Source organism: Mesorhizobium sp. M7A.F.Ca.US.005.03.1.1 (genome assembly GCF_003997975.1).
In the GTDB taxonomy this organism is placed as follows: domain Bacteria; phylum Pseudomonadota; class Alphaproteobacteria; order Rhizobiales; family Rhizobiaceae; genus Mesorhizobium; species Mesorhizobium ciceri.
Genome location: NZ_RZRO01000005.1, coordinates 105,393 through 128,688, shown reverse-complemented (window position 1 = coordinate 128,688; position 23,296 = coordinate 105,393). Strand labels below are relative to the sequence as shown.

The following is a 23,296-nucleotide window of genomic DNA, read 5'->3' as shown; positions in this document are numbered from 1 at the left end:
TGACTGCTCATGCTGCCGTCATACAAGCCGAACCTCGAACCGATTGAAATGGCCTTCGCCAGACAGTTTGGGCTGATGCCTTTGCAGGCTACAATTCAGGACTCGCCCTATGAAGAAGCAGTTTACTCCTACAAACGATGTAAGCCTCGCGATCTTTGATCGTCTTGAGTCTGAGGTGCGGAGCTACGTCCGTGCGTTCCCAGTTCTGTTCGATCGAGGCGTCGGCACTGCCCTCATAGCTACAGACGGTCGGGAATACATCGACTTCTTGGGAGGCGCGGGAGCCTTGAATTACGGGCACAACAACCCAGCCTTCACGCGGGCGTTGTTGGACTACATTGCGCGCGACGGAATTGTGCACGGGCTCGACCTTGCTACGACCGCCAAGAAGGCCTTCATCGAAGCTTTTGAGCAGTTTATTTTGAAGCCCCGCGGTCTGTCTTATAAATTGCAATTTACTGGCCCCACAGGTACGAACGCGGTCGAGGCGGCTCTGAAGCTAGCTCGCCAAGTGACCGGCAGGTCAAACATCGTTTCGTTTACGAACTCGTTTCACGGAGTCAGCGCTGGGGCGTTGGCGGCAACCGGAAACACGAAGTTCCGAGATGCTGTCGGCTTTCCCCTCGCGCACGTGACATCGTTGCCGTACGAGGGCTATCTCGGCGCTTCAGACACGATCGAGTATTTCGAGAAGCTTCTCGATGATCCTAGCAGTGGTCTCGGCAAACCCGCTGCGGTGATCCTAGAAGCAGTGCAGGGCGAAGGCGGTGTCAATGCTGCTACCGTTGAATGGCTGCAACGGCTGCGTGATCTGACCTCTCGGCACGAGATCCTGATGATCCTCGATGATATTCAGGCTGGTGTCGGTCGCACAGGGAAATTCTTCAGTTTCGAGGCGGCTGAGATCGTGCCGGACATCGTTACCCTGTCAAAGTCGTTGTCTGCAATTGGAACGCCTATGGCCCTTGTCCTCATGAAGCCTGAACTTGATGTCTGGACGCCGGGTGCGCACACCGGCACGTTCAGGGGCAACAACTATGCTTTCGTCACTGCTCGTGCGGCCCTTGAGACTTACTGGTCCGACTCCAAGTTTGAAGATGAGATTGCTCGCAAATCAGCCATCTTGGCTCAAGAACTCAAGTCGATCGCAGACGACTTCCCCAGCCTTGCTCTGAATGTCCGAGGCCGCGGCTTGATGTATGGACTCGTATCACCAAAGCACCACTCATTGCCGGGGCTCATTTCCCGGGAAGCTTTTCGTCGCGGCTTGGTGATCGAGATCGCTGGCTCGTATGGTGAGGTGCTCAAGTTCATGACAGCCCTTACCATAACCGAGGCTGAACTGCGCCGTGGTCTGTCGATCGTACGCGACAGCATTGGCGCGGTGCAGGACAGCATTTCAGCGGAGTAGGCATTCACTCAGTCCCCCCTACCCAGTCTGGGCTTATCAAGCAAAGGAAATTCCGCTTTAGACGTATGCGATTGTATGGAGACGGACAGCAAAAATGGACACTCGGAGAGCTCAAACAATGGACACCGACCGCTTGACGTGATCGAACGACAGTACGGCATGTGCAAATCAATACACACTTCTTGCTCGTTGCAAGATGAAGGACGACGTCCAGGGCCGGTGAAACCGGTATTCTAATATATTATATAAGTAAGATGGTAATATTGCTGGTTTATCACGAGCGAAGACGAACGGTACACAACACATTAGAAATTAACTTGTATAAGAGGTCCGGTATTTCTTATCCTTTCTGATGAAAAATAGAACGGATTTTGTGCGACGTCGAAGTTTGGCGAGACGAGTGTAAGGCGCGTTCGCGAACCTTACACCGTTACGTTCTGAAGGAGTTGAGATCGTGAGTGATATGACAGCCCGAGACGATGAGATAAGCCTAGCCGAACGCGTAACGCAGCATTTGAAACCGCATTTATGGGCAAAGGCCAACCGGCTCCTTATCCGTAAAGCAATCAGCGAATTTGCACACGAGTTGCTAATTGCTCCTCGACTCCAGCGAATGGAAGGCGACTGGGGGAAGTATGTGCTGGAAAGCGAGACCCCTGGGTTGGAGTATTGGTTCCAGGCTCGGCGCCTCCTGCTAGATCACTGGCAAGTGGACGCCGGCTCTCTGGAGAAAAGGATTGAGGGCAGGCCGGCCCCCCTGGATGCGCTTGATTTTGTTATTGAGTTCAGCCGCCATCTTGGCATAAAGGAAGAGATGATGCCGGTTTACCTGCAGGAGATCAGCAGCACGCTGTATGGCAGCGCGTACAAGCAGGCCAAAACAGAGATATCCGCCGCAGAACTGGCTTTTGCCGATTACCAGATCGTTGAGGCTGGCATGACGGAGGGCCACCCGACCTTTATCGCGAATAACGGTCGCATTGGCTTTGACGCGCTCGACTATAGTCGCTATGCGCCGGAGGTGGGCAGTTCGATAAGACTCATATGGCTGGCCGTCCATAAAGAAATGGCAACGTTTAAGTCCATTTCAACGCTCGACTACGACCTTCTCATGCACGAGGAACTCGGTCGACAGGCGCTGGAACAGTTCGACGCAGCGTTGCGTCAAAAGGGACTAAACTCGACCGATTACATCTATATGCCAGCGCATCCTTGGCAATGGTTCAATCGGCTCTCAACTATCTTCGCGGCGGATATCGCCAACCGGCACATTGTCTGCCTAGGCCAGGGGAAGGACATATATCATGCCCAGCAATCGATCCGCACACTTTTCAATATAAGCGATCCGCATAAACGGTACGTGAAAACGGCGCTGTCGATACTTAACATGGGGTTTATGCGCGGCTTGTCACCGACACACATGCTGGCGACGCCCGCCATCAACGAATGGTTGAAGAATTTGCTCGACAGTGACTCCTATTTAGCCGCCAACGGCTTCAGCATCCTTCGCGAGGTCGCGACGATTGGCTATCGCAATCGTTGTTTCAACACCGCCCTCAAGAAGGACTCCCCTTACAAGCAGATGCTTTCTGCGCTGTGGAGGGAAAGCCCCCTTCGGCAGTTGAAAGAAGGGGAACGTCTGATGACAATGGCGTCGCTGCTTCATGTCGATTACAATGGTGAAGCACTCGTGACAGCCCTCATCAATGCCTCGGGGTTAGACGCCGCCGCTTGGCTACGCCGCTATTTTGAATCTTATCTGGCGCCGCTTCTCCACTGCTTTTATGCTTACGATCTAGCGTTTATGGCACATGGAGAAAATATAATTCTAGTTATGAAAGATCACGCTCCGACGCGAGTTATCATGAAAGACATTGGCGAGGAGCTTCGTATTCTAGGCGGAGATCTCAACGTGCCGGAGGAGATTAAGAGGATCTGCATTCAAGTAAATCGCGACATGAAGCACGACTTCATTTTCACCGACGTTTTCGACTGCTTCTTTCGTTACTTGGCTGTAACACTCGAAGAACATCTTGATTTTCCGTCGACACACTTCTGGCAGCTCGTAAGCGAGTCCATCCTTGGCTACCAGACGAAACATCCGGAATATGACGAAAAATACAGGCAGCATGACCTATTCGCTCCAGAATTTCTGCGACGATGTATGAATCGACTGCAGATACAAAAAAACCAGCAAATGGTGGACTTCGGTGATCCGGGAGAATACCTGCACACCGTCGGCACGCTGAAGAACCCACTGGCGGGCATTCGCAAAGTGACCAGTGCAGGTTAAGCTTGAAGGAGGCGCGTATTTTAAATGAACAATGTAGTTAGCCGGTTTTGGGCCAATACCATACCCCCCCCTTGGGGTAAGCAACCCCTTGCGTAAACGCCGCCGCAGCATGTTGCGCGTATCAGGCGCCCGCTCACCAGCGCGTCGCCTGCTTCCATTCTGAAAGGAGGCGCCTAATTTTTTTATCGCCTTCGGGCCGGCTTTCCAGGTGCCGTCAACACTGACACGGTTAGGCGCCCAAAGCTTGATTTGTGTAGACCTCGCTACCTTAAGCATAAACCTCGTCGAACGCCTTCAATCAAGCACTGCGGCCTTGACGCTCATGCTAGGAGATCATGGCCGCGTTGGAGGTAAGTGCGGCTCTAACTTATGGCTAGAAGGGAGCTTCTCATGTACATTCTAGAAACGCCGCGCCTAATCCTAAGGCCACCGTCGCATAGCGACGAGCTTCTTCTACATGAGCTTCATAGCGATCCATTTGTGGTAAATGCCATGTGGGATGGAGTCTATCCGACCCGAGAGCAATCGAAAGCTAAACTACAACAGTTCATCCATCATTGGCAGAGCAATGGTTTCGGCTTATGGATGGTGTTCGTAAAAGGCGAAGGCCAAGTCGGAAAATTCGCAGGCTACTGTGGATTGATGTACAGTGGCCCGTATCTGCCCGAAGATCCCACTAATGTGGAAACCGTATCGTGCCTCCACCTTGCGTCTTCCGGTAAGGGGATCGCCGCAGAGGCCGGCAGGGCAGCGATCCAGTTTGCTTTCGAGAACCTAACGCTCGAGAAGGTCACTTCATTCATTCGCCCAACGAACACGCGTTCGCTTCGGAAAGCACCGAAAGTAGGCCTTCGCTATGTAAGAGACCGGGTCTACAATAACGTAGTTATGCGATATTTTGAAGTGACAGTCTTGACTGCTGTAAAAATCGAAAAAGTCGTCGTTATCTCTTGTTAGTATCATTGTTTCTCGGAAGACGGTGATGCAAGAAACCGTAGGCGAGCGCTGCTCTCGCCCTACGAACTTGCAATCATTCACACCGACGCACCGGCGTGTCCGGAGATGCATGTGCCCTGGAATTGAGAGCTTGTCGGTTCAGAGATAGTTCAGATGGGTCGCTCGGTCTCGCTTCGGGCATGCCCTCGACCGATTTGGCGATCAAATCGCTCCGTTACAGACGGCATGATGTGGAGCTGCCGCGCCGTAAGTGACCATATCTCAGGCGGTAGGAGGAGCGCTTTGCTGAAGAAGCCCATCACACTTGGTACCTTGATGGGGAGTTGCGTGGTTTTCGATTATATCGTCGTGGGTGGTGGCTCCTCTGGATGCGTGATGGCGAGCAGGCTCTCCGCCTATGGCGCTCGCGTGCTGCTCATTGAAGCTGGCCCTGATACGCCGCCGAATGCCATTCCTGACGACATCCAGGATGGCGACCCAACGCGTGCTTACCTTAATCCCGGTTATCGATGGCAGTCACTCCACGCGACAACGGTGCGAGGTGGCCGCAAGCCTGTCCATTACGAACAGGCGCGCGTCATGGGTGGCGGCTCCAGCATCAATGCCCAAGTCGCCAACCGCGGCGGGCCCGGAGATTACGATGAGTGGGCCTCAAGCGGTGCAACGGGCTGGGGTTGGGAAGACGTGCTGCCCTACTTCCGTCGTCTAGAATGCGATTTGGATTTCGGCGGGGAATTTCATGGCACGAACGGCCCCTTGCCAATCAAACGTGTGCGCCAATCAGACTGGTCGGGCTTCATCCGGGCAATCTCCGATGCTTACGATGCTTTGGGGCTTCATTTCAGGCCAGACTTCAATGGTGCATTCGGTGATGGCTATTCAGTTGTCCCATTGACCAACCGCAATGGTCATCGGGTCTCCTCCGCGATGGCGTACTTACCCGAAACCGTCCGCTCTCGCCGCAATCTAACGATTTTATCCGAAACGACAGTTGCGCGGCTGACCTTTTTGGGAACAACGGTAACGGGGGTCGAGACGGAGAACAAATCGGGCGTGCAATCGTATAGCGCTTCTTGCGTTATCCTGTGCGCAGGAGCACTCCATTCACCCGCCATATTGATGCGCTCCGGGATCGGCCCCGCGAAGGAATTAGTACAATTCGGAATCCCTATCGTTGCAGATTTGAAAGGTGTGGGCCAGAATCTTCAGGAACACCCCACGATTTGCGTTTCGGCCTATTTGAAGCCGGCCGATCGCTTGTCACCCGGCGTGAGCGAATATATTCAGATGCACGCCCGCTACTCGTCGGGTTACGAAGGCTGCCCGTCGACCGATATGGCAATATCGACTGTTGCAAAATCATCCTGGCAGCCGCTGGGGAGGCGCCTCGGCACTCTCGCCGTGTGGGTCAATCGCAGCTACTCGACGGGAACTGTGGCGCTCAAGGGTAGTTCGCATAAAATAGAGCCGGAGGTCGATTTCAACTGGTTGAGCGACAAGCGGGACGCCGAGCGCCTCAAGCAGGGCTTTCGCTTCATAGTCCGCCTGCTGCAGCAAGATTCGCTGTCCTCTGTGGCGCTGGACCCGTTTCCGTCAGCGTTGAATGCGCGAGCGAAGCTGGTGAGCAAGGTCACAAGCACAAACTATGCACTCACGTCATTTCTGGCGCTGCTCATGGACGCGTCGCCGCGGCTGCGCCGTGGGCTGATTAGGCGCGTCATAACGGATGGGGATAGCATTTCCGATCTCGTCAACGACGAGAAACATCTGGATCGGTATATTCGCCAGAACGTCATCCCAAGTTGGCATCCGACGTCGACCTGCAGGATGGGGGCAGCCGCGGATCCTGGCGCTGTGACCGATCCGTCGGGACGCGTTCATGGTATTTTGGGTTTGAGGATCGCCGACGCTTCCGTCATGCCATTTTGCCCTCGGGCGAACACAAACATTCCGACGATTATGGTGGCTGAGAAATTGGCCGACACAACCTTGAGAGACGGCAGACGGAGCTAAATCGCTGCCTGCTTTGCTGCTCGGCTAGTCGTCTCGTCGAGACGGCGGATAACGTCGACAAGCGCTTCCTCAGCTCATGTGCTCCTTGGTGCCGCCAGGCAGAACGCCGAACCCGATGTAGATGGCTTTTTTGCGAACGAAGTCTTCGTCCCTGAGCTTGACCGCTCGACCCGGATAGCGTCGAAAAAGACTATGGGATAGGAAAATTTCGAGCGGTCGGTTTCTGCCATTCGGCCATCGTCCGGGACGGCGTGTGTGATGGACGAGCTCAGGTAGCTGGCGATACCTCGCGTCATAGAGCTCTTCGAGATGGCCGATCCTGCCATGAAACCCGGAGGTCGGCGCTGGTCTGGATTGAGCCTGGAAGTCATAAAGCAATTCAGAATTGTAAATCGCTCTTAGTATCTTGGCCGTGATAATGTTAAACTAACCGCGACGGATGTAACAATATATACAACTATATTAACATACAAATCGTTGTTATCTTCACCAGGAAGCGCTAGAGATCAATTGCTAAGACGGAATCACCGCCCAGCCATCGGCTTAGCCTTAGAATGGGACATCATGTCGACTTTCGTTATTATTGGAAGAGACGGCGCGTTGCCCACATCCAAGGAACTGTCGACTTTGAGAGCCGCGGCAAACACTAATCAACTTAAGCGCCCAAAAAGGGGATTGACTATGACCACGCTGCCGAAAATTTCACTTTCGAAATTGAGAGACGATGCAACGCGACGTGACGAGCGCCAGCGCCTGCAAATGGCATGCCAGGAATACGGGTTCTTCTACCTTGTCGAGCACGGCATCCCCGGGGAACAGATCGCGCAAGCCATTGAGGCTTCCCGGCGATTCTTCGCATTGCCACAGTCGGTTAAGGAACGCTACGGGCACGCCTTTCAGGACGTGTACCCCACTGCCGCCCGTGGATACAGTCCTTTACACGGCGAAATGCTACATCCTGAGGCCGGCTTCGATCCAAAGGAGGTATTCGACCTCGGAATTGAGAACGAAGGCGACCGGCGTCCGTTCTCCGGCCGCACGCGCCTTCCGGATGAAGCCTTGGCTCCTGGCTTCGCAAGAAACCTGCTTGCTTTGCAGGCTACCGTGCTCGCCGGGATTGTCCCCCAGATCGGGGATGCGCTGGCGGACCTGATAGGTATGGAAGAGGCATGGTTCCAACGCCATTTCAGCACGCCGACGCTTGGGCAACGCGTGATACGGTATCCAGCTCGCGGCGGCACTTGCGCAAAGCACACGGATCATGGCTTCTTCACGCTGCTGCTGCAAGAGGAACTCCCCCTGCGTTCCTTGCAGGTGTGGTTCCGCGGTCGATGGATGCCGGTGCCGAGCCTGCCCGATAGTCTCGTAGTCAATCTGGGCGACCTCCTTCAGGTCTTGAGCGACGGCCGCTTCAAGAGTACGCCCCACCAGGTCGTGCATAGTGGTCCGACTGATCGAATTTCGCTGCCCTTCTTTATTTATCCCGAGATCGACGCTCGCCTGACTTCGCGACAAGGGCAGCAAGTTAGTGTTGTAGAAATGATGCTGCGCAACGTTGAGTCAATATGGGTGACTGGGAATGGCGCCGGACGCGCGCGCGAACTGCAATGATTGTCTGCTTTTCTAAAGCATGCGCAATTATGGCGCCGACGCGGTGCAGATCTCCGTGGTAAGCTGGAAGAACTCTCGCATCCGCTAGATTGTCCCGCCGTCGCGCGTGTAGCGCGGCGGTCGGAAGCCCGCTTCGGGATGAATGCACCTATGGTGTCAGATTGTTTGCATCGTGTGGTCGCAGGGAAAGATCGCACTAGATCTGCACCGCTGTCGCAAACGTGCTGCGGGAAAACCTGAGGGAACTTGATCCCATGATAACGCTCGCCCAACTCGCGCTTGACGTATCGCGAACCGAGCTCCCGGGAACCAGTTCCAGCGCGACCACGACGCCGTCACAGGCGGAAAGATCTTATAACACCCGGCGGTCGCGTGCTGCACGTCTTGCGGGCCGGTGGCAGTTATCGCAAGCCGTCAACCTTTCAGGCCGAACACCTCGCGCCCTGGAGCCCATTCTCAGCCGGAGCCCGCCCCTCATGGAGATTCGTCTCGCAGGCACTGCCGACCGCGATGCATGGCGGTCCCTTTGGTACGCATATTGCGCCGACCAAGGTCTCAATTCATCAGAACAGGCGACAGATAGGATCTGGCGGCGCATCGAGCGCCCAGACGAACCGATTAACGCGCTGATCGCGGTCTCAGCAACTGGCGTTACCATAGGTTTTGCTACCTTTGTCATTCACCCGTATACTCTTAGCGATCGTCCGGTCTGTTTTCTCGCAGATCTCTATGTCGACGAGTCTTCGCGGCGCCAGGGGATTGGCCAAGCCATGCTCACGAATCTGGCCTCCTACGGTCGCGACCAAGGCTGGCTGAGAATCTATTGGAATACGGACAGATCAAATTATCATGCGCGGGCGCTCTATGACAAGATCGGTAAATTGAGTCCATACCTTACCTACTACTATGACCTGTAGACTTGCTCTGAGGTCGTAACGAAAGCGCATTGACCTGCCCCAGTCTTTTAAACAGTGGCGAGTAGACTAGAGGTGCAGCCATTTATGTTGCGCACATGGGCTTGCAGCGGAATGTATTTTCGGCGCGATGATCCATTGATCAGGCAAGGACCGTGTTCGAGGTAAACTCCGTGCGGTGGTCTGCGACGATCATGCCGGGCTTGCCGCGCTGGGCGATCAGGTCGTCAGTTCGCGAGCAACGCGGCGACCAGAGATCTGTGTCCGGAATCGCGTAAGGCATTCGCGCGTCACGTCGTCGACGAGTTGATCGGCCGCAGGAGAACTGGTCGTACAGCGACCAGCGTGCGTTCGGCTTCGCCTCGACACGGATCGGCCCCGCATGCCGACCGCCGCTCGCCGTCCGCACTTCAACAAGGTAGGCGACATCTCGTCGACCGGCAAGATCTATTCCGGACGTCCGCGCTGTCGTTATGACAAGCCATATTCTAATTTAGATCTCAAAAATCTTCCGGGGAGCAGTGGTCAGTACCTCGACGCCGGAGTCTGTGACACGGAACGTTTCGCTGATGACGTATCCAAAATCCTCCTCGATCCAATTACCTAACATCAGGTGAAAGGTCATGTTTGGTAGCAACTCTGTCATATCGCCATCCTTAAGGCTTGCGGTCGGCTCCAACCAACCAATGCCGTGTGCATAGCCGCAACGCGTCTCCTTTTTGAGGCCCCGCTTCTCGATGCTGCGATTGAAGGCGTTGGCAACATCGCTGCAAGTCGCTCCTGGCCGTATCGCATCAAGAGCGACCTCAAGGCCGGCGACTTGGATCTCATGCACGCGACGTAGACGATCGGAGGGTGAGCCGATCGTGTAAGTGCGCATAAGCCCAGCACAGTAACCATATCGCGCACCGCCGATTTCGAGATTCACCTGCGATCCATAGCGAAAAACGTCCTCGCTCCACGGAATGTGGCACGTTCCCGTTCGCGGTGATGAACACAAACTTATTCCCTCGATCCCGCTTCCTGGCTTACCGTTTGCGCCGCGCACCAACGTTGCCACAATTTCCGCGCACGCGTCTGCTTCACGCACCCCGGGGCGTATTACCTCAGCAGCGCGTCGAATCGCGGCGTCTGAGATTGCCGCCGCCTCCCGCATTACAGCTATCTCGAGATCTGACTTGATGAGCCTTTTCCAAGTGACCGCCTTAGTAGCATCGACGATCGTGGCACCAGGCAGGCGCATCCTAAACTTTTTCGCCGATTGCGATGGAAGGCAGCATAGCTCGATTCCTATGCCTCGACTCGCGAGGCCGACGTCCTCCAAGTAATCGACTACCGCGTCATAGCCATCCTTGTCAGGATTTCCAATATACGCTTCGGGGTATGCGACGATTTTGTCGCGCTCCATAAAACATTGATGAATGGCTGCCGGCGCATCACAGCGGCGCAGAATGAACGTCGGTTCCTCTTCTCGTATCGAAACCACAACGGCCTGAGGAACATAGGCTGATAGCGCGGTGTACCCCGTGAGATAGGTAATGTTATGTTGGTCGGAAACGACGAGCGCGTCGATATCGCACCGACCCATTTCGAACTTCACCGAGCCGAGCCGGCGAAGGTATTCACTTCTAGGGAATGCCTGGGGTCCCTTGGATATATTCATAAGTTTGAACTCCAGCTATGCTTTTGACAACAAGGCGAGCTATTGCGGGTAAGAGTTCTTATGCTGGCGACGGATCACCTCTCAGTTGGGGGGGAGTCGTGGGGCTGCAGATCGCTCCTGTTCGCCCGACGGCGGTGTGATAGACCAAGCGATTAAGTCGACAGCTCGTTGGAGTATCGCTTCGGTCTGAGCAAGGCTGGGTGAAACGGCGACGACATGTCCTATCCAGTCTCGAAAATCGCCTTTCCTGAAGATCGGCGCGTTGGGTTCAACATACAATTTGATTTCAGCGACACCTGGTACCGCGATCGCCTGACTGCCGCCATCGATCCAATCGAGGGTGCCGTCGCAATCAGCAACTAGGAACCGCGCGGCTGCGGTCTGCAAATGCCTTCTGCGCAAATCCCATTCCTCGCCGACGACAAGCTTGATGTGCTCGGTGACCAGATCGACACCGCTCGCCAGTTGGACCAGTTCAGGCTCAAGCGCACCAGCAAGACGCGGATTCACTTCGATTACAACCGGGCCATGATTAGTCAACCGGAGCTCGATGTTCGTTGGCCCCCAATTAAGGCCAAGAGCTTGCAAGCACCTCAGCGAAACATCAACGATACGGTCATGATCGTCTTCCGCAAGCGGGGCCGGGAAGGTCGTTTCACGGAAGACGAAATGCGGTGGGGGGCCGAAATCAACGGCGACAATCCCAATAACCTCATTGCCCATTATCTCCACGCTATAAAAAGGGCCGCGCGCGAATTCCTCAACCAATATCCTCGGCGAAGACGGCCAGATGTGCTTCCCACCCAACAGATAGGTCGTGTGGTCAGCTAACTCATCGGCGTTGCGGCACAATCGGACACCGATGCTACCGCTGCCGATTGCCGGCTTAACAATTACGGGAAAGCCGATCTCCGCGACAGCGCTTTCTACTTCTGCCACATTCAGCGCCATGCGATAAGCGGGTATCGGAACTCCGGCTTCCGCAAGTAGCTGGCGCTGAGAGAATTTGTCACAGCATCGTTCAATCAATTCGGGGTTGGGTCCCGGTAAGTCGAAATGCCGACATAGTTTGCCAACGGTTGCATAGACCGACTCGTCGATGCCCGAGAAGCCCGTGATACCAGCGATGTCATTGGTCTCACGCAGCCTGGAACATTCGCGAATCAAGGTATCAAGATTGGTTGTATCGACACGGATTGCCTCGCTTCTTTCCGCCGCAAGATACTCGTACTGTGTTGGATCAACTGATAGTGTAATTGGATGAAAGCCAAGACGCCGGGCCGCGTGGATGTATCGTATTCCATTACCTCTTGCATGGCCTTCAACCAGGATGAGAGCTTTCCTTGACATTGGCTGTTCTCCACTCTGCGTTTTTGTCGATAGGTCGTTTTGCCATCGTGGACCTCAGACTTAAAGACAACGATCCAAGGCCAAACATTCCGTGAAATTGGTCGCCTCTACCCGCAGCCGCTGGCTGAAGCTGAAGTTGCCTTTGGCGCAGCAAAATCGTCTTCCCAGATCTGGGCAGAACCGATTGGGCTTGATGGCAACTGACCGAATAGTGGCCGAGTGGGATAATGCACTGTATCGCGTACCAGAGTACTGGGGACGAGTACGCCCTTGACCGGGACCCGGCGCCACGAGCTGTCACCGAAAGGCCCTACTAGGGAGTGAGTTTTAGCGCGTTATCGCCGGGAGAGCCCTCGCGAATCGAGAACGTTATCCTTCCATCGTCGTCTATTGCACCCTCGTAGAACATGTGGTCGCAGATAGAATTATCCCGGTGGAAAGTCAGCACTCGCGGCTTGATCTCCACCATCTGATGCTCCTCGATGTATGCGGAGGAGCAAACGATTATTTCGTCCCCGACCTGACAGGTGCGAGCAGCGGCTCCGTTCAGCACGCAGCAACGAGAACCCCGCTCTCCATAAATCACGTAAGTGCTGATTCGAGCGCCCGATGATTTATTCCAGATTTCAACGAATTCCATTGGAAGGATGCCGGCTTCGTCGCAGTGATCTGGATCCAAAGTTATTGAGCCCCGGTAGTTCAAATTCGCGTCGGTCACAGTTATTCCATGAAGCTTGGCGGCAACAAATTTTCTCATCTACATTTCCTCTCGGCGGTGGGACACTGCGTCGACAAGCGATTGCTGTGTCTTGGTTTCAGGATGGATGGATGGACGTTCTGCGATTTGTCGTATTGTGGTTCTTAGGACAAAATTGATTACTCTGGCGTGGCCAGCACGAGACAGTCAGGCGAAGGCTGGTTGTGGTGGGCGGAGGCATTGCCGGCCGGCTGTCCCCCATTGGTAATGCCATCCGATACAGTTCCGACATGTTCCGTTCCTTTAATTAGTTGTGATTTCAGGTGACTGTGCCAATCGGCCCGTTCAACTGGATCGCACACAAAGTTGCAAACCTCGTGCCAAACTGGCTAATCAGGCCGGAAACAGAAATGCGTGATCTCTTTCAGCTATTTAGGTGAGCAGACCACGGATCGGATCAAGAAGGCACGTCGCGGACGCGACAAAATGTTGAGTGTAGGACGGGTTGAGGTGGCGCCCTTCTGCTGGTGGTCGTGCGGCCGATCTGGGCATCGTTGACTTCTGGCGGCGGGGATGTCGAGGACGCTCGGGTATTGGCTGTTCGGATCTTAGACGCGTGCAGCCTCATGCCTCGAATGCGGCCGTTTTACTTGTCCCAGTCGAGGCCTGCCTAAATGTTTGATCTCAGGTTTTGATGGGGCATCCTTATCTTCCGAATCAAAGGATGCACTATGGGCCAGGTTCTTCATGGGAGCGCCACGACGACAGAGGCGGTCCGTCGGGCGCCCGCTGATCAAGGGTTTGTTTTCAGCGATGGGATGGTCGCGGGGCTTACGCTCCTAAGGACGACCTTAAGAGCCCAGCCTCGCTACCGTGCCATGATCGCGCAAGGCGGCCCTCGCCGGAGGCGTACCCGAGGATCGCCCCTGACCAACAAGGAAAAGCCGGATCGACGCGGTCATGTATCCTCTAAGAGTTGTCATGACGCTTACCTCCTTCAGGTTGTGTGCGTCAAGTTCTGCAAAATGGGGCGGCCACGATGCTGGTCATGCGGCTTGGCGTAGAGCGAGCTTCTTGTGCTCGCGCAGATCGTCCATGTTGATGTAGCGGTTGGCCTCCATCCAGTTCTCGTTGGTCTCGCAGCCAGCGCCCTGACGAGGCGCAGGCAGCTTTCATTGGGGAAGATGCGCATGACATTGGTGCGCCGGCGGATTTCCTCATTGTGCCGTTCAAGCATGTTGGTGCTCTTGAGATGCTTGTGATGCTGGCGCGGCAGGCAAAAGAAGGTCAGCGTGCGCTCGATGGTCTCCTCCACCCAACTCGTCAGTCGCGGATAGCGGCCCGACCATTTGGACAGCCATGCGGCGAGATCGGCCTTGGCCTCGGCGAGATCGCGCCGGTCATTAGAGCCAGCGCAAGTCCTGCAGGCAGTCGGCGCCGTGCTTTCTCGGCAGGTGATCGAGCGCGTTCCTGAGGAAGTGGACGTAGCAGCGCTGCCAGGCGGCTTCGGGGATCACCTCGCCGATCGCCGCGACCAGGCCGGCATGATTGGCGGAGACAACCAGCTCGACGCCCTTGGGGCTGCGCGCCTTCAGCGCGACGAGGAAATCCCTCCAGGCCGAGCGGCTTTCGCGATTGGCCATCTCGACGGCCAGGATCTGGCGCCGGCCGTCCCAGTCGATGCCGACAGCGATCAGCACCGCCTGGCTCATGACGACGCCGGCCTCACGCACCTTCTCTTAGCGCGCATCGAGGATGAGGTAAGGAAACGGCTCTTGAAGGGGGCGCCTGGCAAAGGCAGCGAGGCTCTCGTCCAGCCGCTTGTTGATGGCCGAGATCGACGAGGCCGAGAACGCATGGCCGCACAGCTCTTCCGTGATCGCCTTGACCTTGCGGGTCGACACGCCCTGCACATACATCTCCGCAAGCGTCGCCACCAAGGCCCGCTCCGAACGCTGGTAACGCTCGAGAAGCTCGGTCGAGAAGCGGCCGGCCCGGTCCTGCGGAACCCGCAGCTCAAGCTTGCCGACCCGCGTGACAAGGGTGCGGCCGTAATAACCCGAGCGGTAGCCGAGCCGCTCAGGTGTGCGCTCGCTCTTCGAAGCCCCCAGCGCCTCGTCCATCTCGGCCTCGAGTACCTCCTGCATCACCGCACGGATCACTTCGTGAAGTCCGTCCGGGTCCGAAAGCAGAATGTCTTTGATGGCAGCGCTGCCGGTCTTACTTTCAATCTTGGTCATGGTGGCGTTCCTTCGCGGGAATCGGTGACGTGAACAATCACCAGCCTGCCATGACCGCCCTCTCTCAGCGAATTTGCAGAACTGTCAGCACACACCCTCCTTCATCACAAACCCAACCGAACAACTGGGCAGGTGTTCCAAAAAACGCCGAGTTCCAATAAGGACTCAGGTCCTGGTCCGCTATTGTCACCCCTTCCAAGTCGATGTGTTCGTCACAAATCTTGCGCAATTGAGAAAGGTCGCCCGGGCGTACAACTCTGATTTCCACAGTATTCTCCTGCTTCTCGTTCCGGCACACGTCAGGGGATTTGCTTGCGCAGTTGCCTGATGTGGCAGGTGAGCCAGCCCGCATATTGGCCGTCGTATTGTGGGCCGCGACGCTCACATGTGCGCACCCGATGAAGTGTAGATGTGTTTGTTTCAGGCAATGAGGCGCGTCTTGTGAGCACCGCCACGGTGGACCTGAAATCGCCTCACAGACGCTTGCCCACTGAACACGTCCCCGCCATGACCGGGGACGTGTTAAGGCACATTGCCTTCAGCCTCTGCAGAGGTCAGCGGTCTTGCTGCCGTCCGCAGGTTGTCTTTGCCGTAGCCGTATTTGCCGAATACTGCCATCATTTCGCCAGAGCCAACATAGTCCTGCATACGGCATTGAACGCGTCGACCGCAGCCTGCTCGTTGAGCTCGAAGGCGATAGCAGGATAGTTGGCTGGCGCGATGAACGAATCGGCCAGCTCAAGGCTGTGGTCCTTCTTAACAAGTCCAGTCGCTGTAAAGTAGTCGAGGGCACCGGCGGCGGCGCGACAGCCTGTCCGCCGGCGGTCCGGCGACCTGCATGATTTTGTCGTCGGCGATGCCTGACTTTTTCGCGTCCTGGACCGCGGTGTAGCCTGTATCACTGACGAAGGTGAGTCCCTTGTCACGCACATCCTCATAAGAATGCAGCCCTTCCGGGTTGCCCTTAGGCACCAGCAGTGCGCCTCTCTCCGTAGCGATCGGTTCGCTGAACAGCACGTTGCGGCAGCGCTCCGGCTTGATCCACATGCCGGCCGTGATGAAGTCGAAGCGGCTAGCCTGCAGGCCGGGGACAAGTGAGCCCCATTCGGTTACGACCGGCTCGATTCTATTCTCGTGTTTTTGCGCGACGCACGCAAATGCCAGACAATCCGATCCCCAAATTAATTCCCAGCACCGCAGGTTATTTGGTGTCCGCTTTTTCAACGAGACGCTCCATGAGCGTGCTGTAGGCGACAAAACCGGTGTGAGACCAGAAGGTCTTGCGGCCAGGATTGGTCTCCAGCACGTCGAGGAAAATCCTTGATTTGTTGTGGAAACGAGACCGAATAAGCAGCTCAAGGGTCCTGCAGCCAATCTCCGAACGTCGGTGTTGGCAGCTGACGTAGAATTGCCTCAAAAAGACGCGTTGCCCACTCGGCTCCGCATTGTCTGGCTCCAAACGATGAGTGGCGAGGCCCACAATCTCGCCGTTCTGGCTGAAGAGGTCGACCATCCAAATTTCGCGATTCACCAACTGAATAAACCGCTCCTTGAGTTCTGAAACCGTCATCGGGGTTTCGATGCTTCTCGGCCTCGATCAACTCGCGGTTCAACATTGCCAACTTGTCGAAATCTTCGGCGGCAGCTCTGCGAATCTCAATTGTCTCTGAAGCACTGTGATCCTCTCCTGACCCATGCGACCCACGCAGCGGGCTAGGCAATGCGCTCCTACATGTCCGTGGTGGGTAAAGCCCGTCCGCAGCCAAAAATCCTATGATTAGAGTTGTTCTCGATGACCTCCGATACGGATTCTCTCGCCGGGCTTATTTCGATTTGGTCGAGGTCATTGAATCCTGCATCGCCCGACAGCCGCGCCGTCGGTAGGGATCAGCAAGCGTTCAATTTCCAGATGGTGGCTGCGAGAGGCGGATACCAACGTTTCTCGTCTGAACGTAGCCGTCCAGCGCTTCCTGACCCTTCTCCCTGCCGTAGCCGGACTGGTTTATCCCACCGAACGGTGTTTCCACCCCGCCCACATACCACCCATTCACGTACACTTGACCGGCCCAAAGGCGGTCGGCGGTCCAGAGGGCCCGGTCAATATCCCGCGTGAACACGCCCGCTGCCAGACCGTGAACGGTGTCGTTCGCGAGATTGACGGCCATTCCCGGATTATCGAACGTGGTAACGGCAAGAACAGGACCGAATACTTCTTGCTGGAAGAGATTGCTGTCTCGCGCGACATCGGCAAACACCGTGGCCGCCATAAAGTAACCGCTCCGCTCCGAAAGCGCAGTCCCGCCGGTTACGAGTCGCGCGCCCTGCGAGAGGGCCGTCTGGCAGGCCCGCTCAACTCCTTGTCGTTGGTTTCGGGAGATCAACGGGGTGATGTCGCAGTTTTCGCGTCCTGGACCGACCGACAGTCCTTCGACGCAGACCCTCACTCTTTCCACCAGTTTGTCTGCAATAGAACGTTCCACAATAAGACGTGTAAGGTTGTTGCAATTCTGGCCTGCATTCAGAAAGGTCCCGACGCGTACCGCTTCCACAACGCAGTCGAGGTCGGCATCGGAATACACAACTGCAGCCGACTTTCCGCCCAGTTCCATTATGCAGGGCACGATCCGATCCGCTGCCGTCTTGAGCACCGTCCGCCCAGTAGTAATCGAGCCCGTGAAGACGATGTGGCGAACGTCGGGATGTTCGATCAGCGCCTGGCCTGCCGTTTGGCCGTATCCAGTGAGCACGTTGACCGCTCCGGCAGGCAGCCCCGCTGTCTCACAGGCACGCGCAAGTTCAACTCCGGAAAGGGGAGCTAGTTCCGGCGACTTCACCACGACTGAGTTGCCGGTTGCGATGGCGCAGGCCAGCGAGCGGGCCGTCAGTTCAAGTGGACCATTCCACGGAACGATCTGGGCGGACACGCCGAAGGGACTTCTGACTGTGTAGTTGACCAGGTTGGCCCCGCGCGGGATCGAGCGCCCTTCAAGTTTGTCGGCCAAGCCACCATAGTATCGCAGGTATCTGATGGCGGTCTGAACCTCGCCATCGGCAAGTTCCAATGCCTTCCCCGTCTCCGCGCAGTTAATGGCTGCGATCTCGTCGAAACGCGCTTCAAGGGCGTCGGCAACGCGAAACAACATGCGACCGCGATCATACGGATGCATGTCTATCAGCACGCGGTCGCGAAAAACGCGGTGAGCAGCAGTAACGGCAAGCTCGATGTCTTGGGGTCCTGCTTCAGCTACGACAGCAATCGTTTCGGCGCTCGCCGGGTCATCGACCTCGATGCGTGTGCCGGACACAGAATCCCGCCACTCGCCATCGATATAATTTTTGACTACGTCGTTGCTGGCCATCCAGTCCTCTTTCTTATCGCTCGATTTTCTTCGAATTGGCGCAGCGACAGTGGTCGGCGCCGCAGGAAGAACGGCAACCGTGGTATCGGTCCGGCAGTGAAAGCCCTAGTCTGCCGTTCAGCCGCTCCGAGTTCGCCCACTGCCACATGCCACGGAACGGCCTTCCCGTTCCGTGACTGCGAGCGGCCCGATTTTGGACCTGCTAGTGGCCCGGTGCTTTGTCGGCTAGCGAGCCGCGCCTCCACCGTCGAGGGTAGTCGCTACTGCGCCAATGCTGTCGCGAATGATGGACAGACCACGCCGAAGGTCAGCCTCGGCGATGGTGAGGGCAGTCATGAACTTAAGCACCTCACCGTATGAGCCGGCGATCTCGATCACCAAGCCCCGACGAAAAGCCTCCTGGGAGACCAGACCTGGCAAGGAGTGGTGCTTCGGTGAAACGAGTCCGTACATCAGACCGCGGCCTCGCACGCTCAGGCCGAGGGTGGGGAATTCCTCGGTAATCGCGTTGAGTTCTTGGACCAAGATCGCAGACTTGCGAGCGATCTCATCCTCGAACTTGGAGTCGGACCAGTAAGCTTCGAGGGCCGCACGAGCAGTGACGAAAGCATAGTTGTTGCCTCTGAAGGTCCCGGTGTGTGCGCCCGGGGCCCAGACATCAAGTTCAGGCTTGATGAGAATAAGGGCCATTGGGGTTCCGATCGCCGACAAAGATTTGGACAGGGTAACGATGTCCGGCACAATTGCAGCCGCTTCGAAACTGAAGAAACTGCCCGCGCGACCGACCCCGGCCTGGATGTCATCGAGGATCATCAAGATTCCGTGCCGCGACGTTAGCTCGCGCAGCCGTTGCAGCCAAGTAACGCTCGCAGCATTGATGCCGCCTTCACCTTGGATCCCTTCCAGGATCACCGCGGCAGGTTTGTCGAGGCCACTGTTGGGGTCATTGAGAAGCTTTTCGAAGTAATCGATTGTGTCAACTGACGCCCCCAGGTAGCCTTCGTATGGCAACGATGTCACATGGGCGAGGGGAAACCCGGCAGCGGCCCGGTGCTCCTTGTTTCCCATCGCTGCCAATGCTCCAGCGCTTTCCCCATGGAACGAGTTGGTAAACGAGACGATGTTCGATCTCCCGGTCACCTGGCGAGCCAGTTTTAGACTCGCTTCGACCGCGTTCGTACCTGTGGGGCCGGGAAACTGTAATTTGTATGTCAGACCACGAGGCTTGAGAATGTATCGCTCGAAAGCTTCGATGAAGGCTTTCTTGGCCGTCGTGGCAAGGTCCAGCCCATGCACAATTCCGTCGCGCTCGATATAATCCAGCAGCGCCTTCTTGATGACGGGGTTGTTGTGCCCATAATTCAAAACGCCTGCACCGGCGAAAAAGTCGAGATATTCCCGACCGTCTGCAGCGATGAGAGTGGTCCCGACTCCGCGATCGAATAGGGCGGGGAAGGCGCGGACGTAGCTGCGCACCTCAGACTCCAGGCGATTGAAAACCGCGAGACCTGCATCCATTTCAGGTGCGAATTGCTTGCTCATAGGCGAACTCCTCAATCTGAAGCCTGCAAAGCCAGGCCTCTTCTGCTTTATGAAGTGGCGTGTAGGTGCCGTTGTGAGACAATAGCGCGCTACATTGGGCGCCTTGCGCAAATTCTGAGCGGCGGGATGCAGTAATTATGCGAAATTGCCGGCAGGTTGCATAAGGCCGGCGGTTTGTGTGGCTGCGGTGACGATTTTTCCCAACCACCTCAAGACGGCTGCATTTGATGCAGCAACCGGGGCAGGCGAACCTAGCGCTCGATTCCCTATACACAGATGAGACTCTTGGCAGCGTGAGCCAACGAATGGAAGCCGAAGCGCGGAAATAGAGGTCCCCCCTATCATCATCGTCCAGTCGGCTTAGCGTTTAAGTTCCGAGACGTTTCCTCGGCCGAACTGGGCGCAAGGCCTCGGCTTTTGACCGTCGGCTGCCATTGTCAGTTGGGCGATGGTGGACAGCACTCTTCGGCCAATGGCTATAACTGACGTCGAGGACGATAGCCGACTTTGGTCCCATGCCTGGCCTGATCGTTTGGGCTTCCGTCTGCGCGGGGTTGAGGCTACAGTCGAGTGCATATCGCAGTTTTTCTGCGCAAATTGCAGCTATTCCGGAGAATGACCATGGAATTGGATCGGATAGATCTGAAAATCTTAAGCGCTGTTCAGCGCAACAATCGCCAAACAACGGAAGAATTGGGCCAACTGGCCGGTATATCGCCCACGGCCTGTCAGCGGCGATTGAAGCAGTTGCGACAAATTGGCGTAATTGAGGCTGATGTTGCAATCGTGTCGCCTGAGGCGGTGGGCAGGTCCCTGATGATGCTGGTCTTGGTCGACATTGAGCGCTATCGTTCCGACGTCATCGATCGCTTCAAGCAGTCTCTACAGAAGGCGCCTGAAGTAATGAGCGCGTATGCGGTCACCGGTAACGCCGATTTCGTTCTCCTTCTCTCCGTGCGTGACTTGGCAGAGTACGACGCATTCTCGAGGCGTTTCTTCTTTGATAGCCCGGCTGTTAGAAATTACAGCACGATGATTGTGATGGATCGCACGAAGGTAACCTTGGCGGTGCCAATCGATGTATAGAACGCGCAATCTTACGCGCATTCAACAACTGGTTGATCCGATTCACCGATGACTGGCGCAAGGGTCAGCCGCCTTGCCCGCCGGCCATGATTGGGACGGGAGTTTTCGTACCGCTAAAGCGGCGATGGAGCGCAAGGCGAAGCATCATTCTGCTCCTTACAACGGCCTCGTCAGCGCGATGCTGCAAAAGCACTTCTGGACCTACCGGGCTGCATTCTGATGTATCTCGCGATAGGTTTGTCCCCTTCAGTCGCGATGCGCTTTGTCCACTTAAGTCACGACGCTCCGGCATCGCCTTCAGCCCTGATGGACTGCTGGCAAGGTCATGTTTAAACGTTCCGCCCCGTTGGGAGGCCGCCATAATGCGAATCTCTTAAGAATGCGCTGATTTCCTGCGTCCTGCAAGATAATTGCGCGTTTTTGCTTGCTCGCCGTCTGCTAGATTTTTGCCCGACTCAGACATTTGCGAGTTTGCGTGGTTTTCGATTATATCGTCGTGGGTGGTGGCTCCTCTGGATGCGTGATGGCGAGCAGGCTCTCCGCCTATGGCGCTCGCGTGCTGCTCATTGAAGCTGGCCCTGATACGCCGCCGAATGCCATTCCTGACGACATCCAGGATGGCGACCCAACGCGTGCTTACCTTAATCCCGGTTATCGATGGCAGTCACTCCACGCGACAACGGTGCGAGGTGGCCGCAAGCCTGTCCATTACGAACAGGCGCGCGTCATGGGTGGCGGCTCCAGCATCAATGCCCAAGTCGCCAACCGCGGCGGGCCCGGAGATTACGATGAGTGGGCCTCAAGCGGTGCAACGGGCTGGGGTTGGGAAGACGTGCTGCCCTACTTCCGTCGTCTAGAATGCGATTTGGATTTCGGCGGGGAATTTCATGGCACGAACGGCCCCTTGCCAATCAAACGTGTGCGCCAATCAGACTGGTCGGGCTTCATCCGGGCAATCTCCGATGCTTACGATGCTTTGGGGCTTCATTTCAGGCCAGACTTCAATGGTGCATTCGGTGATGGCTATTCAGTTGTCCCATTGACCACCCGCAATGGTCATCGGGGCTCCTCCGCGATGGCGTACTTACCCGAAACCGTCCGCTCTCGCCGCAATCTAACGATTTTATCCGAAACGACAGTTGCGCGGCTGACCTTTTTGGGAACAACGGTAACGGGGGTCGAGACGGAGAACAAATCGGGCGTGCAATCGTATAGCGCTTCTTGCGTTATCCTGTGCGCAGGAGCACTCCATTCACCCGCCATATTGATGCGCTCCGGGATCGGCCCCGCGAAGGAATTAGTACAATTCGGAATCCCTATCGTTGCAGATTTGAAAGGTGTGGGCCAGAATCTTCAGGAACACCCCACGATTTGCGTTTCGGCCTATTTGAAGCCGGCCGATCGCTTGTCACCCGGCGTGAGCGAATATATTCAGATGCACGCCCGCTACTCGTCGGGTTACGAAGGCTGCCCGTCGACCGATATGGCAATATCGACTGTTGCCAAATCATCCTGGCACCCGCTGGGGAGGCGCCTCGGCACTCTCGCCGTGTGGGTCAATCGCAGCTACTCGACGGGAACTGTGGCGCTCAAGGGTAGTTCGCATAAAATAGAGCCGGAGGTCGATTTCAACTGGTTGAGCGACAAGCGGGACGCCGAGCGCCTCAAGCAGGGCTTTCGCTTCATAGTCCGCCTGCTGCAGCAAGATTCGCTGTCCTCTGTGGCGCTGGACCCGTTTCCGTCAGCGTTGAATGCGCGAGCGAAGCTGGTGAGCAAGGTCACAAGCACAAACTATGCACTCACGTCATTTCTGGCGCTGCTCATGGACGCGTCGCCGCGGCTGCGCCGTGGGCTGATTAGGCGCGTCATAACGGATGGGGATAGCATTTCCGATCTCGTCAACGACGAGAAACATCTGGATCGGTATATTCGCCAGAACGTCATCCCAAGTTGGCATCCGACGTCGACCTGCAGGATGGGGGCAGCCGCGGATCCTGGCGCTGTGACCGATCCGTCGGGACGCGTTCATGGTATTTTGGGTTTGAGGATCGCCGACGCTTCCGTCATGCCATTTTGCCCTCGGGCGAACACAAACATTCCGACGATTATGGTGGCTGAGAAATTGGCCGACACAACCTTGAGAGACGGCAGACGGAGCTA

The 23,296-nt window shown here is 56.2% G+C and carries 16 protein-coding genes and 3 pseudogenes; 9 read left to right on the top strand and 10 right to left on the bottom strand.

Translation table 11 applies throughout. From position 1 onward, the window contains the following. The first annotated feature begins 109 nt into the window (after positions 1-109). The 4 genes from ectB (EN990_RS04070) (at position 110) to EN990_RS04055 (ending at position 6,674) form a co-directional block, all read left to right on the top strand. A complete protein-coding gene (ectB, locus tag EN990_RS04070) occupies positions 110-1,411 on the top strand; it encodes a diaminobutyrate--2-oxoglutarate transaminase (RefSeq protein ID WP_063169360.1) in 1,302 nt (433 codons plus the stop codon). A gap of 463 nt (positions 1,412-1,874) precedes the next feature. Continuing rightward, complete coding sequence (locus tag EN990_RS04065) at positions 1,875-3,704, top strand: IucA/IucC family siderophore biosynthesis protein (RefSeq protein ID WP_063169359.1); 1,830 nt, start codon at positions 1,875-1,877, stop codon at positions 3,702-3,704. Positions 3,705-4,094: 390 nt separating this feature from the next. Beyond that, positions 4,095-4,661, top strand: coding sequence for a GNAT family N-acetyltransferase (locus EN990_RS04060; RefSeq protein ID WP_158515808.1), 567 nt, complete (start codon positions 4,095-4,097; stop codon positions 4,659-4,661). 282 nt (positions 4,662-4,943) lie between these two features. Further along, positions 4,944-6,674, top strand: a complete 1,731-nt coding sequence (locus EN990_RS04055; protein ID WP_245469167.1) for a GMC family oxidoreductase N-terminal domain-containing protein — start codon at positions 4,944-4,946, stop codon at positions 6,672-6,674. Positions 6,675-6,755: 81 nt separating this feature from the next. On the opposite strand, the pseudogene EN990_RS35990 reads toward EN990_RS04055, so the two are convergent. Further along, positions 6,756-6,899: pseudogene (locus tag EN990_RS35990) on the bottom strand (transposase); the annotation flags it as partial. Positions 6,900-7,355: 456 nt separating this feature from the next. On the opposite strand from EN990_RS35990, the gene EN990_RS04050 reads away from it, so the two are divergent. After that, complete coding sequence (locus EN990_RS04050) at positions 7,356-8,285, top strand: 2-oxoglutarate and iron-dependent oxygenase domain-containing protein (protein ID WP_063170383.1); 930 nt, start codon at positions 7,356-7,358, stop codon at positions 8,283-8,285. Between the two features lie 476 nt (positions 8,286-8,761). Next, positions 8,762-9,202 (top strand): GNAT family N-acetyltransferase, encoded by a 441-nt coding sequence (locus EN990_RS04045; protein WP_158515807.1) that lies wholly within the window; start codon positions 8,762-8,764, stop codon positions 9,200-9,202. 142 nt (positions 9,203-9,344) lie between these two features. On the opposite strand, the pseudogene EN990_RS04040 reads toward EN990_RS04045, so the two are convergent. The 9 genes and pseudogenes from EN990_RS04040 to ectB (EN990_RS04000) form a co-directional block, all read right to left on the bottom strand. After that, positions 9,345-9,575 (bottom strand): annotated as a pseudogene (locus EN990_RS04040) (IS3 family transposase); the annotation flags it as partial. Positions 9,576-9,692: 117 nt separating this feature from the next. Further along, positions 9,693-10,862, bottom strand: a complete 1,170-nt coding sequence (locus EN990_RS04035; RefSeq protein ID WP_063169356.1) for a Xaa-Pro peptidase family protein — start codon at positions 10,860-10,862, stop codon at positions 9,693-9,695. An 81-nt stretch (positions 10,863-10,943) separates the two neighbouring features. Continuing rightward, on the bottom strand, positions 10,944-12,212 hold the full coding sequence (locus tag EN990_RS04030; protein ID WP_082826583.1) for an acetyl-CoA carboxylase biotin carboxylase subunit family protein: 1,269 nt from the start codon (positions 12,210-12,212) through the stop codon (positions 10,944-10,946). Between the two features lie 313 nt (positions 12,213-12,525). Then, positions 12,526-12,969: an aspartate 1-decarboxylase gene (gene panD / locus EN990_RS04025; RefSeq protein ID WP_063169354.1), complete on the bottom strand. Its 444-nt coding sequence runs from the start codon at positions 12,967-12,969 to the stop codon at positions 12,526-12,528. A gap of 986 nt (positions 12,970-13,955) precedes the next feature. Beyond that, positions 13,956-15,149, bottom strand: a pseudogene (locus tag EN990_RS04020) (IS256 family transposase). Between the two features lie 756 nt (positions 15,150-15,905). Next, on the bottom strand, positions 15,906-16,373 hold the full coding sequence (locus tag EN990_RS35985) for a transporter substrate-binding domain-containing protein (RefSeq protein ID WP_224571101.1): 468 nt from the start codon (positions 16,371-16,373) through the stop codon (positions 15,906-15,908). Next, entirely contained in the window at positions 16,351-16,719 is a 369-nt protein-coding gene (locus EN990_RS04010) for a GNAT family N-acetyltransferase (RefSeq protein ID WP_063169352.1), read from the bottom strand. The genes EN990_RS35985 and EN990_RS04010 overlap by 23 nt, the downstream gene beginning before the upstream one ends. 328 nt (positions 16,720-17,047) lie before the next feature. After that, positions 17,048-18,508, bottom strand: coding sequence for an aldehyde dehydrogenase family protein (locus EN990_RS04005; RefSeq protein WP_063169351.1), 1,461 nt, complete (start codon positions 18,506-18,508; stop codon positions 17,048-17,050). Positions 18,509-18,733: 225 nt separating this feature from the next. Then, entirely contained in the window at positions 18,734-20,050 is a 1,317-nt protein-coding gene (ectB, locus tag EN990_RS04000) for a diaminobutyrate--2-oxoglutarate transaminase (RefSeq protein WP_063169350.1), read from the bottom strand. Between the two features lie 621 nt (positions 20,051-20,671). On the opposite strand from ectB (EN990_RS04000), the gene EN990_RS03995 reads away from it, so the two are divergent. The 3 genes from EN990_RS03995 to EN990_RS03990 all read left to right on the top strand — a co-directional run. Beyond that, on the top strand, positions 20,672-21,136 hold the full coding sequence (locus EN990_RS03995; protein WP_063169349.1) for an Lrp/AsnC family transcriptional regulator: 465 nt from the start codon (positions 20,672-20,674) through the stop codon (positions 21,134-21,136). Between the two features lie 73 nt (positions 21,137-21,209). Further along, positions 21,210-21,356, top strand: coding sequence for a hypothetical protein (locus EN990_RS35745; protein WP_164754282.1), 147 nt, complete (start codon positions 21,210-21,212; stop codon positions 21,354-21,356). 303 nt (positions 21,357-21,659) lie between these two features. After that, positions 21,660-23,296, top strand: a 1,637-nt coding sequence (locus EN990_RS03990) for a GMC family oxidoreductase (protein ID WP_245469166.1), incomplete at its 3' end; no start/stop codon positions are given.